Origin of the sequence: Brachyspira pilosicoli (assembly GCF_036997485.1) — a bacterium.
GTDB classification, from domain to species: Bacteria; Spirochaetota; Brachyspiria; order Brachyspirales; family Brachyspiraceae; genus Brachyspira; species Brachyspira pilosicoli_C.
In genome coordinates this window covers 1,033,948-1,048,511 of record NZ_JAWLPU010000001.1, presented here as the reverse complement: position 1 = coordinate 1,048,511, position 14,564 = coordinate 1,033,948, and the positions used below count along the sequence as shown (strand labels likewise).

13 protein-coding genes and 1 riboswitch are annotated in these 14,564 nt (G+C 30.6%); of the genes, 2 read left to right on the top strand and 11 right to left on the bottom strand.

The annotated features are described in order from the left end of the window. Positions 1-350: 350 nt before the first annotated feature. On the bottom strand, positions 351-1,643 hold the full coding sequence (gene purB / locus R4I97_RS04735; RefSeq protein WP_335783931.1) for an adenylosuccinate lyase: 1,293 nt from the start codon (positions 1,641-1,643) through the stop codon (positions 351-353). 162 nt (positions 1,644-1,805) lie between these two features. On the opposite strand from purB, the gene R4I97_RS04730 reads away from it, so the two are divergent. Beyond that, the gene (locus R4I97_RS04730) at positions 1,806-2,192 is read left to right on the top strand and encodes a DUF4234 domain-containing protein (protein ID WP_335783930.1); all 387 of its coding nucleotides are present in this window, start codon (positions 1,806-1,808) and stop codon (positions 2,190-2,192) included. A 106-nt stretch (positions 2,193-2,298) separates the two neighbouring features. Then, a complete protein-coding gene (locus R4I97_RS04725; RefSeq protein ID WP_335783929.1) occupies positions 2,299-3,360 on the top strand; it encodes an NAD(P)-dependent alcohol dehydrogenase in 1,062 nt (353 codons plus the stop codon). Positions 3,361-3,905: 545 nt separating this feature from the next. On the opposite strand, the gene ribE is transcribed toward R4I97_RS04725, so the two are convergent. From ribE to R4I97_RS04675, 10 genes are all read right to left on the bottom strand, one after another. Continuing rightward, complete coding sequence (ribE, locus tag R4I97_RS04720; protein ID WP_013244359.1) at positions 3,906-4,376, bottom strand: 6,7-dimethyl-8-ribityllumazine synthase; 471 nt, start codon at positions 4,374-4,376, stop codon at positions 3,906-3,908. 138 nt (positions 4,377-4,514) lie between these two features. Continuing rightward, entirely contained in the window at positions 4,515-5,384 is an 870-nt protein-coding gene (locus tag R4I97_RS04715) for a hypothetical protein (RefSeq protein WP_335783928.1), read from the bottom strand. Between the two features lie 293 nt (positions 5,385-5,677). Continuing rightward, entirely contained in the window at positions 5,678-6,877 is a 1,200-nt protein-coding gene (locus R4I97_RS04710; protein ID WP_335783927.1) for a bifunctional 3,4-dihydroxy-2-butanone-4-phosphate synthase/GTP cyclohydrolase II, read from the bottom strand. Between the two features lie 55 nt (positions 6,878-6,932). Beyond that, positions 6,933-7,571 (bottom strand): riboflavin synthase, encoded by a 639-nt coding sequence (locus tag R4I97_RS04705; protein WP_335783926.1) that lies wholly within the window; start codon positions 7,569-7,571, stop codon positions 6,933-6,935. Between the two features lie 145 nt (positions 7,572-7,716). Then, positions 7,717-8,814, bottom strand: a complete 1,098-nt coding sequence (ribD, locus tag R4I97_RS04700) for a bifunctional diaminohydroxyphosphoribosylaminopyrimidine deaminase/5-amino-6-(5-phosphoribosylamino)uracil reductase RibD (protein WP_335783925.1) — start codon at positions 8,812-8,814, stop codon at positions 7,717-7,719. A 132-nt stretch (positions 8,815-8,946) separates the two neighbouring features. Further along, a riboswitch (FMN riboswitch) is annotated at positions 8,947-9,084 on the bottom strand. Between the two features lie 112 nt (positions 9,085-9,196). Beyond that, positions 9,197-10,705: a xylulokinase gene (gene xylB / locus R4I97_RS04695; protein ID WP_335783924.1), complete on the bottom strand. Its 1,509-nt coding sequence runs from the start codon at positions 10,703-10,705 to the stop codon at positions 9,197-9,199. A gap of 517 nt (positions 10,706-11,222) precedes the next feature. Further along, positions 11,223-11,855, bottom strand: a complete 633-nt coding sequence (gene scpB / locus R4I97_RS04690; RefSeq protein ID WP_335783923.1) for an SMC-Scp complex subunit ScpB — start codon at positions 11,853-11,855, stop codon at positions 11,223-11,225. 92 nt (positions 11,856-11,947) lie between these two features. Beyond that, positions 11,948-12,442, bottom strand: a complete 495-nt coding sequence (locus tag R4I97_RS04685) for an NUDIX hydrolase (RefSeq protein ID WP_335783922.1) — start codon at positions 12,440-12,442, stop codon at positions 11,948-11,950. 17 nt (positions 12,443-12,459) lie between these two features. Then, positions 12,460-13,920 carry a B12-binding domain-containing radical SAM protein gene (locus R4I97_RS04680; RefSeq protein ID WP_335783921.1) on the bottom strand — a complete coding sequence of 487 codons (1,461 nt, stop codon included), beginning with the start codon at positions 13,918-13,920 and terminating at the stop codon, positions 12,460-12,462. Between the two features lie 15 nt (positions 13,921-13,935). Continuing rightward, a complete protein-coding gene (locus R4I97_RS04675; protein WP_335783920.1) occupies positions 13,936-14,376 on the bottom strand; it encodes a YkgJ family cysteine cluster protein in 441 nt (146 codons plus the stop codon). Positions 14,377-14,564 lie beyond the last annotated feature (188 nt).

Genomic DNA, 14,564 nt, shown 5'->3' with positions numbered 1-14,564 from the left:
TCAAAAAATAAATATGGGATTAAAAAACCCTTCTTTTTTATGTGGTAATTTTTTTATTTATTCTTTTTTGTTGTTCTTTTTCTTGCGTACGAGCTGTACCACCTTGCCGCACGGTAATGCTATGCTTCAATTATAACTTCTTAGTCGTGCGGGGGAGTGCATTTTAATGTACAATGAAATTATGAAATTTATAATAAAAATGCAGCCTTTTTGGTTCTTTGTGGCAATACCACAGGCACTTCCTTCGGTCGCCCTGAAGGACTCCCTACGGTCGCAAAAGAACTAGGGGCGGCACCCTACGGGCACGCTTCGCAGGGGGCAACGCCACCACAAACAAAAAAACTTAAAAATTATATTCCAAATCTCTTCATTATCACATCTATATTTCTTAAATAATATGCATAGTCAAAACAGTCATCAATCTCTTTAGAGCTTAAATATTTTGTTATATCTTCATCTTTGTGAACATTCTCTCTAAAGTCTTCATTGTTTAGCCATTTTTTCATTGCATTTCTCTGTACCCATCTGTATGCATTATCTCTGTCTATGCCTTTATTAACTAAGCTTATCAATATTCTTTGGCTGAAAATCAAACCGCCTGTTTTTTCAATATTAGCTTTCATAGCATCAGGATAAATTAAAAGTTTGTCTACTATATCAATAAACTTATTAAGAGCATAGTCTACTGCTATTGTAGAATCTGGAAGTATAACACGTTCTACTGATGAATGGCTTATATCTCTCTCATGCCAAAGAGTAATGTCTTCCAAAGAAGCTAATGCATTTCCTCTTACAAGTCTAGCTAAACCAGATATTCTCTCGCAAGTGATAGGGTTTCTTTTATGAGGCATAGCAGATGAGCCTTTTTGCTTTTCGCTGAAATACTCTTCTGCTTCTCTAATATCTGTTCTTTGAAGGTTTCTAATCTCTGTAGCAAATTTCTCTAATGAACTAGCAACTATTGCTAAAGTAGTAAGATATTGTGCATGTCTGTCTCTTTGTATTATTTGAGTAGAAACTCTGTCAGCTTCTATTCCTAATTTTTTACATACAATTTCTTCTATGCGTGGGTCAATGTTGCTGTATGTTCCAACCGCACCAGAAAGCTTACCAACTGATACTTGTTTTTTTGCTTCTTCTACACGTTTAATATTTCTTTCGTTTTCATCATACCATAAAATGAATTTTAAACCTAATGTCATAGGCTCAGCATGTATACCGTGAGTACGTCCTATACAAGGAGTGTATTTATGCTCTTTAGCTCTTCTTAATAATACTTCAGATAATCTTTTTAAATCTTCTAATATAATTTCAGCTGATTTTTTCATCATTACAGCCAATGCAGTGTCTTTTACATCGCTTGAAGTTAAGCCTTTATGTATATACTGTCCGCCTTCTCCAACATTTTCTTGAACAGCTGTTACAAATGATATAATATCATGATTAGTTTCTTTTTCTATTTCAGCAATTCTTTCAACTGTGAAAGTAGCTTTTTCTTTAATTCTTTTTACAGCTTCATTAGGAATCTCTCCAATTTCAGCCATAGCCTCGCAAGCTGCAATCTCTACGTCAAGCATAACCTGAAACTCATTTTGTAAGCTCCAAAGTTCACCCATCTCTTTTCTAGTGTATCTTTTAATCATATTTATATCCTATAAAAATAATAATAAAGCAATTATATAAATTTTTAATTATAATTTCAATATTATTTATTTTATCACTAATATATAAAAAAATAGTATTATAATTGACTTTTTTTAAAAATAAATTATTCTATACAAAATAAATTTATTAGGAGATGTTTTATGAAAAACGAAAATATTAAATCAGTTCCAATGTTAGTAATATTAAGTGTTGTAACATGCGGAATATATTATTTGTATTGGTTATATAAAACCACAGATTCTATAAAAAACTTTATGGATAATGCAGAAATAAATCCAACATTAGAATTAATATTATGCTTATTTATACCATTCTATCAATTATACTGGTTCTATAAATATTCTAAAATAATATATAAAGATATGACTTCAAAAGTAGGCATGGATAATACAGAAGATGCTTCCGTTTTACTTCTTGTACTTTCATTTTTCGGTTTAGGTATAGTTTCAGCTGCTATAATACAAGATAAATTGAATAGTATATACTCAAAAATGGGAACTGATAATATAACTTCTCAAGCTAATTGATATAAATTTAGTAAAAGCATTAAGTTTTCATATTCTAACTTTGACATTTGCTATTATATTTATATACTATTAATAAGGTATAATTTAAATATAAAAGGAGAGAAATATGAAAGGTTACGCTATGTTAAAAATAGGTCAATCAGGCTGGATTGAAAAAGAAAGACCTGCTTGCGGACCTACAGACGCACTTGTAAAACCTTTAGCTGTAGCTATATGTACTTCTGATGTTCACACATTATGGGAAGGAGCTATAGGCGAAAGACATAACATGATATTAGGTCATGAAGCTTGCGGTGAAGTTGTAGAAGTTGGAAGCTTAGTAAAAGACTTTAAACCTGGCGATAAAGTATTAATTCCTGCTATTACTCCTGATTGGAATAGTGTAGAAGCTCAAGCTGGTTATTCTATGCATTCAGGCGGTATGCTTGCTGGCTGGAAATTCTCTAACTTTAAAGACGGTGTATTTGGCGAAGTATTCCATGTTAATGATGCTGATGGTAACTTAGCTCTTTTACCTAAAAATATTGACCCTGTAGATGCTTGTATGCTTTCTGACATGGTGCCTACTGGTTTTCATGGTGCTGAGCTTGCTGATGTACAATATGGGGATAGTGTACTTGTTATAGGTATTGGACCTGTTGGACTTATGGGGGTAGCTGGTGCTGCTTTAAGAGGAGCTTCAAGGATTATTGCTGTGGGTACTAGACCTAATTGTGTTGAGGCTGCTAAGAAATATGGTGCTGAAGAGTTCATTAGCTATAAAAATGGTCCTATAGATGAACAAGTTCTTAAAATGACTAATGGAAAAGGCGTTGATAAAGTTATTATTGCTGGCGGTGGTGTTGAAACTTTTGCTGAGGCTGTTCGTTCACTAAAAGCTGGCGGTAAAATCGGTAACGTTAACTATTTAGGTAAAGGCGATTATATACAAATACCTAGAGTTGAATGGGGTGTTGGTATGGGTCATAAAGCTATACTTGGCGGACTTATGCCTGGCGGAAGACTTAGAATGGAAAAACTTGGTTCTTTAGTTTCTTCTGGAAAATTAAATGTACATCATCTTGTTTCTCATGTATTTGATGGTTGGGATAATCTTGAAAAAGCTTTATTTATGATGAGAGATAAACCTGCTGATTTAATTAAACCTGTAGTAAGAATCGAAAAATAAATAATAGTTTAATAATTATGGCTGGCATATATTTTTTGATATATGTCAGCTTTTTTTAACAATAATTTTCTATCAACTTTTTGTTGTTCTTTTCCCGCGTACGAGCTGTACCACCTTGCCGCACGGTAATGCTATGCTTTAATTATAACTTCTTAGTCGTGCGGGGGAATGCATTTTAATGTATAATTAAATTATAAATTTATAATAAAAATGCAGTCCTTTTGCTTCTTTGGGACACCACCGAGTAGGTGCCTATTCGGCAAAAGAAGTAGGGGCGTGGGGGCAACGCCACCACAAAACAAAAACTTAAAAAATAAATTTTTAGTATATATTGAAATAATTATTTTTTTATCAACTTTTTTGTCGCTCTCGCGGTGCGGACTTCGTCAAAAAGTTTTCGCCCTTCGGGCACGCTTCGCGAAAACGCAAGTACTATAGCGTTGTATGTTTGGAATATGTATAAACTATAATACCAACAAGCAAATTAATATCGGCTTAGTACCAACATATAATAACCAAAATAATACTAAGCCAATATATTTTTATTATTTCTCTATTTCTCTTATTAAATTAACCATCTCAATAGCACCCATAGCAGAATCAAATCCCTTGTTTCCTGCCTTAGTGCCAGCTCTTTCAATAGCCTGCTCTATGTTTTCAGTAGTAAGCACACCAAACATTACAGGTATATCAGAATTAAGCGAAACATTAGCAATACCTTTAGATACTTCGGCACAAACATAATCATAATGAGTAGTAGAACCTCTTATAACAGCACCTAAACATATAACAGCATCATATTTTTTTGATTTAGCCATTTTAGAAGCTATTAGAGGTATTTCAAAGGCACCTGGCACCCAAGCTACTGTAATATCATCGTCTTTAATATCATGACGGGATAAAGCGTCCAAAGCTCCCCCCAAAAGTTTAGAGACAATAAATTCATTGAATCTTGCACATACTATACCAATTTTAATTTTTTTCTCGCTAACGAGTTTTCCTTCAAAAGTTTTCATGTTTATATCCTTTTTTAAATTTGCTTGCTAGAAAATTTCCCGATATCTAGGCTCTTCTAACTTCCTTCGTCAGTTCAATTTATCTAGCTTTATATATTTAAATTTGCTATAAAATTTTATTATTATTGCTATGCTCTTTTAATAGCCTCCGTTTTCAAATTTTATCTGTGAACCATGCACAAAGCCATGAATTGCATCTTTTCCGTCTTCAGCCTCTGGAGGAAGATAAAATACTTCAAGCCACTTTGTTTCGATATCTTCATAATTCACATAATCAATACCTTCTCCATTGATAGATAATAAAACTCCACCATTATAAATCATATCTCTTTTCAAAATCTTTCCTATTATTTTTCCATTTGCTTTATCTCTTATATTCACATAATTGTCTTTAGAATTATATTGAAGTTCGTTGTAAGAAACATTTCCTGAATTATAATTATTTTTACTAAAATACTTTGTTTCTACATCACCTAAAGCCTTAAAACCTACAATATCACCGTAAGCCTCTCTAGATGCTTCACCTTCTCCATAAAAACGATAATTTCTAATTGTAACTTCAGCTCTTACAGCAGCAGCACCTAAAAATCTTTTATTCAAAGGTTCTGGTAATTTTACTTCAATATTTTTTAATAAAACACCGAATTCCAATCTGTCAAATTCAACGCCGCTAAAATCCCAAGAATCACCATATTTAGAAGCACCTTGATTTTTCAAATCCATTTCAGATGAAACATATAAAAAAGGAAGATCTACATTATTATCAGGATAAAATCTTAAAGCAGTATAATTATTTCCCATATCATAATTATCAGATCTTTCAAGAACTCCTGTTAATGTAATCTCTCCATCAAAATAAACCATACCATAACTTTCTACATTATAGGCTTTAAGTGTATTTTTTGTCACTTTACCATCATCGCTTAAAAGTTCAGAAAAATACGCTTCACTAGGCGGAAATGCCCATAAAAAATTAATGCTTAAAAGAAACAAAATAATTTTTTTCATAATAACTCCTTGCTTATAAATAACAATTATTCAATTCTTACTACTGATTAAAATTATAAGAATCAATAAATTTTATATTCTTTCAACTTTTTCCCTCCGCACACCGCAGGTGGACTTCGCCAAAGTTGCAAAAAGTGCATATTAAAAATTATAAAATCTAATTATAATTTTTATCTCGTTTCATAAACCTCCTAATAATTAATAAACCTCCTAAAATATATAAAAAACTTGTTTAATAATGAGCTACTGACATTTTTGCAAATACAAATTACTCACAAGTTTTCTATCTAAAATTAATCAAGAATGTGTCCCATCCTTTCTTTCTTAGTTTGCAAATAAAATAAATCGTACTCTGTTGCTTCTATCTGTATAGGTATTCTCTCTTCTATTTCAAGTCCGTAATTTTCTAAATGTTTTATTTTCTCTGGGTTATTAGTCATTATTCTCACACTCTTAATACCTAATTTTTTTAGCATCTGATAAGCCTCATAATATTCACGCATATCGTCTCTAAAACCCAAAGCCCTATTAGCATCAACTGTATCAAGCCCTTTATCTTGAAGCTCATAAGCTTTTAATTTATTAACAAGTCCTATTCCTCTGCCCTCTTGACGCATATAAACCATTATACCTCTGCCTTCTTCAGCAATAGCACGCATAGCATAATTATACTGCTCTCCGCAATCGCATCTTCTTGAGCCTAATGCATCGCCTGTTAAACATTCTGAATGCACCCTACATAAAACATCTTCACCGTCGCTGATATCTCCCATAGTAAGCACAACATGATGCTGTTTTGTTATTTTGTTTACGAAAGTTAATATTTCAAACTCGCCGTATTTTGTAGGCATTTTAGCCTTAGCATAAAGCTCCATCAAATCTTCATTTTTCTTTCTATAGTCTATTAAAGCAGATACTGTTATCATTTTAAGATTATGTTTTTTAGAGAATTCTATTAAATCATTTTTTCTCATCATATCGCCGTCATCTTTCATAATCTCGCAGCATAAACCGCATTCTTTTAAACCTGCTAATCTCATCAAATCAACAGTAGCTTCAGTGTGCCCCATTCTCACCAACACTCCGCCTTCTTTTGCAAGTAAAGGAAACATGTGACCAGGGCGTCTAAAATCTTCTGGTTTAGAATTCTCATCAACTACTTTTAAAGCTGTGATAGACCTCTCAACTGCAGATATTCCTGTAGTAGTATCAATATGGTCAATAGATACTGTGAAAGCTGTTTCATGATTATCAGTATTTTTTGTAACCATTTGATTTAAGTTTAACTTGTTTGTAATCTCTTTGCTCATAGGCATGCATATTAATCCCTTAGCATAAGTAGCCATAAAGTTAATATTTTCTGTAGTAGCAAACTCTGCCGCACAGATTAAATCGCCTTCGTTTTCTCTATCTTCATCATCAGAAACAATTATAATCTTACCGTTTCTTAAATCTTCTAAAGCCTCATCAATAGTGCTGTAAACATTTTTCATTTTAACTCTCCTTTTTGTTATTATATAAATCAAATATATTTCTTAAATAAATTTTTTAAAAACCATTTTTTAGCAAAAACTCCATTGTGATATTAGATTTTTTGCTATCATTGTCTTCTTTAAATGTTAAAAGCCTTTCAACATATTTGCCTATAACATCATTTTCAATATTAACTTTATCACCTTCTTTTTTATAATATAATACAGTCTCTTTTAATGTATGCGGAATAATGGAGATAGAAAAAGTATTATCAGTTAAACTTGCCACTGTTAAACTTATACCATCAACAGCAACAGAACCTTTTTCTACAATGTACTTCATTAAATGTTTAGGCACTTCAATAGTAAGTATTATAGCATTGTCATCTTTCTTCATAGACTTAATGCTTCCCACTCCGTCAATATGTCCGCTTACTATATGCCCTCCAAATCTTCCGCTTAAAGTCATAGCCCTTTCAAGATTAACTTTGCTTCCATTTTTTAAACTTCCCAAATTAGTGCGGTTTAAAGTCTCTTGAGTAACATCTGCATTAAATATTTTATTATCAAAACTAGACACAGTTAAACAAGTACCATTAACAGCAACACTATCACCCAAATGCAAATCATCAAATATTTTGTTTGCTTCTATTGTAATCACTTTGCTTTGTACCGATTTAACAGTTCCTATCTCTTCAACTATACCAGTAAACATTATTAAGTAATCCTATAAAAATTTATAAATTATAATTTCTTTGATGACATTGAATGCAAAATAATACAAATGCAGTCCTTTTGCTTCTTTGGGTCACCAAAAGAAGTAGGGGTCTGGGGACTAGTCCCCAGTAATCAAGTATTATTTAATATTTTAAATAATACTCCAAAAATAAGTCGTCCTCTATCTTTGTTATACTATTTCCAACAAGCCTAATAGCGTTATCAGGCTCTTCTATTCCTTCGCCTCCTATAGGGCTTTTTGCCTCAAAACCGCCAAATATCTTTGGTGCTATATAAATTAAAGCCTTATTTACTAACTTTTCTTTTAATAAACTTGCATGCAAACTCGCACCACCCTCAACATACACACTGTCTATATCTTTCTCTTCTCCGAGTATTCTCATCAAATCTTTTAAGTTCACTCTTCCATTATCACTTTCTGTTTTTATTATCTCTAACCCTAAACTCTCAAGCTCTTTTATTTTTTTATCATCGTCACTCACAGTTACTATAAAAGTTTTTATATCTTTTGCTGTTTTACAAATATTAGAGCCCAAATCTATTTTTAGAGAACTATCCAAAATTATTCTTATAGGGTTTTTAGTGTTTGGAAGCCTGCAATTAAGCATAGGGTTATCTTCTATTACAGTGTTTATTCCAACCATTATAGCAGAATATTTATTTCTAAACCTATGAGAATGTTCTCTTGTCTTTTCACTAGTTATCCATTTTGATTTGCCGCTCACTGTAGCAATTTTTCCGTCCATGGTCATAGCATATTTCATCACAACAAAAGGTCTTTTATTAGCTATATAATAGAAAAAAACTTCATTTAACTTTCTGCACTCTTCTTCAAGTACATTCACTACAACCTCAATTCCAGCATCTTTTAATTTTTTTATGCCGCCACCCGCAACCTTAGGATTAGAATCCACACAGCCTATAATAACTTTTTTTAATTTGTTTTTTATAATAGCATCAGCACAAGGAGGTGTTTTTCCATAATGCGAACAAGGCTCTAAAGTTACATATATTGAAGAACCCTCGACATCTTCTCCTCTTTCTTTTGCATCCAAAAAAGCATTAATCTCAGCATGATTCTCACCATATTTTTTATGATACCCAATTCCTATAACTTTATTCTCTTTCACTATAACAGCACCAACTAAAGGATTAGGACTAGTAAAACCCTCTCCTTTTTTTGCCTCCTCTATAGCCATTCTCATATATTTTTCATGCATATATTAATACTCTAAAAAAATATTTATATTAATCTTTGGTATATTTTGGTAGGATAGTATGAACTATAAACAAAAAAACTCTAAATGTTTACACACTTAGAGCATAATTTTTTGACATGTAGTTTACATTAAAAACATCTTCTACCATCCAGACTTTAACTGTCGGTTTTGGAATCGCACCAAATCTGCCATTTTTGAATAAAAGAGACATCAAAAAGGCTCGCGGACTTTACCGCCGGTATGGAATTTCACCTAGCCCCGAAGATTTATATATTAATTAGTATACACAATTTTTTTTTATTGTCAAGTATACAAAAATTACACTATAGCTTTTATAATTAGTTTGTATTTTTTAATATTGTTAGATTATAAATATCATAATTTACTGTTCTATATTTCTAATCGATGACATTAAATGCTTATTTACCCTATAAGCCTCTTTAAATATTTGATAATACTCTGAATATATTTTTACATTTTCTTTTATAGGTATTATTGGTTTATCATCATGCTTTATTAATTCTTTTATAGCTTCTTTATATCCACTATATACCCCACTTCCAACAATAGCAGTTATAGCAGCACCTAAAGCAGCTTGTTCTTTAGTTTTAGAAACATATATTTCTTTGTCTAATATATCAGCCTGTATTTGAAGCCATAATTTACTGTGAGAGCCTCCACCAGATGCTATTAGCTTATCACACTTAAAATGCATATCGTCTGTTAATATTGAAAAACAATCTTTTAACGAATATACAACACCTTCCATTATAGATTTTAAAATATGATATTTTGTATGCTTTAATGTTAATCCCAAAAACATAGCAGAGGCATCACTATTCATATGAGGAGTTCTTTCACCAGCTAAATATGGAAGAAATATTAAACCTTCACACCCTGCTGCTATTTTTTGGGCATTTAAATCTATATCTAAAAATGATTCTCCATTACTACAAAAATTATTTTTAGCCCACTTCAAAGCTAAGCCAGATGATAATGCCGCCCCTAAATAATACCAAGTATTTTGCATCACAAAATTAAATGTATGAGAATTGTTGTTATACACGGCTTTATCTATAGGCATAAAAATTTGACCACCTGTGCCTATAGTTATTGATGCAGTTTTTGTTTCTATAATTCCATTTCCTATGGCCTGCATCGCTTGGTCTGCCCCACCATACATTACATTAATGCCTTCATTTAAACCAGTTTCTTCCGATGCTTTTTTACTAACTTTTCCCGCTACCTCATGAGGATAATATACATCTGGAAATATATCACTTCTCATATCAAGCTTTTTTATTATCTCATAAGACCATTTATTTTCATTTGAATCAAAAGCACAAGTGGAAGCTGCATCTGTTATATCTGTAGCAATTATACCAGTAAGCTTATATCTTATATAATCCTTAGGCAATATCACTTTATATATTTTATCATAATTGTGTTTTTCATTATTTTTTATCCACAAAAGTGATACTATTTGAAAACCTGTTGCTAATGGACTATGAGTAATTTTTATTATATTATCTTTGCCTATTTTTTCATTTATATAATTTACTTCATTTGATGTTCTGCTATCACACCATATTATTGATTTTCTAATAGCATTCCCATTCTTATCTAAAGCTACAAGACCATGCATCTGACCTGAAAAACTTATAGCCTTAATTACAACATTATTATACTTTGATTTTAATTGATTTAGTGCATCTTTTATTGTAATAACTACTGCATCCCACCACACATCAACATCTTGTTCTGCCCAATTTAAATATGGGGTGTCAAAATTATAATCTTTTTGAGAAATAGAAAGTATTTCTGCATTTTGAGATATTATCAAAGTTTTTACAGATGAAGTTCCTAAATCTATTCCTATAAAACAATCCATAATTTTATCCTACAAAATATTATGTATGTTTTTAGTATATCATAAAATAATAATTTTTTATCAGTTTTTTGTTGTTCTTTTTCCCACGTACGAGCTGTACCACCTTGCCGCATTACTCGTCGTAAGGGCTTTCCGCACGGTAATGCTATGCTTTAATTATAACTTCTTAGTCGTGTGGGGGAGGGCATTTTAATGTACAATTAAATTATAAAATTTACAATAAAAATGCAGTTCTTCGCGAAGCGTATCCGTAGAATATAAGGTTCTTTTATACCAATACCGAGTAGGTGCCTATCGGCAAAAGAACTGGTGGTTCTTGGGATAGTCCCTGAGGGAAATAAAAACATAGAAAACAAATTTTGACAGATTTAAAAGTTTTCAATGTATATTATTTCTATCAAATTTTTCCAGCAGCAAAAAGTGCAATTTATATGTTAGAATATGTATTAAATAATATTCTCATTTTAGATTAAAATTATATTTCTTTGCAAAACACATACAAAAATACGGATTATTTTTAGTCGTTTCTGTTGAACTCTAAATCTTTTAATTCTCTTAATTTTGGTAAATCATCTAAACTGTTTATACCAAAATGCATTAAGAATTTATCTGTTGTTCCATAAGTTTGTCTTTTATCAAGATAATCTTTTCTGCCTTTCCAAGCTATAAAACCATCTTCCATAAGCATTCTAAGATGATAAGAACTGTCGCTTTGTCTTATATCATCAATCTCTGCTTTTGTTAGAGGCTGCTTATAGGCTATAATAGAAAGCGTTTGAAGCATAGCTTTTGATATTTTCTTTTTACGTTTTCTGTCATATATTGCAGATAAAGTGCCAAATGTAGAAGGTATTATAGTCATCATTACACTATCACCTACTTCCAATATCTCTATAGCACTTCCTACACTTTTATATCTATTGTTAATATTTTCTATATAATTTCTTATATCAGTATTCTCACATTTAAAAAGATTTCTTAATCGAGATATAGAAACTGTACCCTCTACATATATAACAGCTTCTAATACCCTCTCAAGTTCTTCCTGATTCTCTAATACATTTTCATCTATTGTAAAATTGCCTTCTGCTTTTACTTCATTATTATTAGTTTCAACAGTATCTTGATTAGATAATTCTTCTAAACTCATTTAAGAAAATCCTTTTTCATTTTAGTTTAGTAGTATTATAACATATAAATTCTTTTTTTCAATCTAAAAAAAATTTAGTAGAATTTTTTATGCTATTTTTTGTATAAATCGTAAAAATACATCAAAGACTCAACAATATCACCATTTTTACACATCTCTCTATAAACTCTCTCATTAACAATTTTTACCTCACTAACTTCATTTTCTTGCAAGACTAAATCATTTATATCAACATCTCTTTTAAACAAATAAGAATCAATTATAGTATTAGAAAAATCAAGAATAAACGATGTAAGAAATGTAGCCTCATCAACTTTAAAAGAGAGCCCTATCTCTTCTTTTAACTCCCTAACAGCTCCCTCAACACTGCTCTCACCCGCAACTATAGAACCTTCAGTGCATTCCCACATATTAGGACATATCTTTTTGCTGCTGTGTCTTTTAGTTAATATCACCTCATCATTACTATTAATCACCCAAGCATGTATAACTATATGATAATCATTTTTATCTAAAGGCAAACCCCTTTTATGCAGCTTGTTTTTTTTATTTTTGTTTATATCATAGATGTCCCAAAGCTCAGTCATAATATTTTTTAATTTTATTACTCCCTATTGATATACGATGATACTACATTTCTAAAAGAGTTTATATGATGCCTAATATCATATATATCCCTAATACTTAATATTTTATGAAAAATATACATAGGATTAAAAGATAAATTATAAAAATATTCCACATACTGAAAAATATCATCAACTTCCAATTTCATCACACTGCTGCGCATATCATATTCAAACCAATTATCAGTATTAATATAATTATTCTCCCTGCAATAATTAAATATACTAGTGCCAGGATAAGGAACAAAAATTGAAGTATTCATTGTATTAACATAACCATTAGTCATTAAATATTTTATCACATCAAAAGTAGATATAATATCATCTTCATTCTCCCAAGGATAACCAATCTTTACCATCATATCTATAAAGAGTCCTGCCTTTCTCGCCATTTTAATAGATTCAATCATAGACTCTATATTTATATATGAAGGAGATAGCTTTTCTAAGGTCTTGGTATTGGCAGAAGGGAAAGTAACAATTAATGTTTTAAATCCAGCTCTTTTCATCATTTTATAATAATGATAGTCTAAATCAGTAAAATACATATAACAATCAATATAAACTTTTTTATTTAATTTTCTCTCTATCATAGTTTGACAAAATAATGAAAGCCACTCTCCCATAGGAAAAGATACAGTAACATCAACAAACTCTTTTATACCATATCTTTTATGCAAATATTCTATTTCATCAACAACATTAATAGGGTTTCTTAATCTAACATTATTAAATAATATATTAGAAGAAGCACAATTATAATTGTTAAAAACAGCTCCACGGCCTGACATAATAAATGTAGCTGGAGTTTTTTTATAATATTCATTTTCTTTAGAATATAATTTCCAATTAGTGAGGTTTCTATCTATAAATGGAAGTCGGTCTAAAGGATAATCAAGTTTACATTTGCCGGTATTTCTGATATTCCCTTGAGATGTTCTATAATATATACCTTCTTTTAATTTTTCTCCATTATTAATATGATTCACAATACTTAAAAGAAGAACATCATAATCTCCGCCTGTAATAACAAAATCTACTTTAGATTTTAAAAAACTTTCTTCAGGCAATGCTGTAACATGGTCGCCTGCCAAAACTATATAAGAATTTTTATATTTATCTTTAATAGCGTCAATAGTATCCCAAGTATAATTTATAGTAGCAGTAGTAGCTTCAAAAAATATTAATTGCGGGTTTATATTGTCCATTTGTATAAGCCAATCTATTATATCCATCTTTTTTGCAACAGTATCTATAAAAAAAACATCATAACCGTTATTTTTTAATAAAGTAGCAGCATAGGCAGAAAGTATTGGGTAATTAGCAGTAAAATTCCTCACCCATTGAAATTGCCTATTTAAAGACATTAATGGAAAACCTTTATTATATTCAAAAGGAGGATATGTTATACATACTCTATCAATTTTTTCTTTTTTCATTGCTTATACATTTTTTTATTTTACTTTTTTAGCTATTTTTTTAGGCGACTTAGAAGATTTCTTTTTAATTATTTTCTTCTCATAAACATATTTTTCTAATTCATACTGGTCATCAAATATTACATCATACCACTCTTCATATCTCTCACATTTAGGCGGACTGTGCTTAGTACATATATCATGCCTATTCTCATAATTTGTACATAAATAAGTTTTTTTATCTAAATACCTGCACTCACTTCTTATCATATGGTACCAAGTATCCTGATATATAAATATAAATGAATGCTTAAAATAAAGATACCATTTCAAAGTTTTTAATTCTTCTTCATTTTTAGGCTTAGATATTTCCATCACCAAATCATGACAGCATAAAGAATTACAATCTGCACATAATTTATCTGTAACTTTCTCTTTTCTATCTTTAAAAATTTTATCAGAAGGTATTACTTTCATTTTGATATATCGCCCTATAAAAAAATACTCGTTCAATTATACTAAAGTGATTCGGTTTTGTCAATTTGATATTTTTTGTTCTCGTGGACTCAGCTCTACAAAGCGTATCCATATGATAAAAACTTTTAAATTTATAAATTTTTGTTTTTATATTTTGGGGACTAGTCCCCAAACCCCTACTTCTTTTG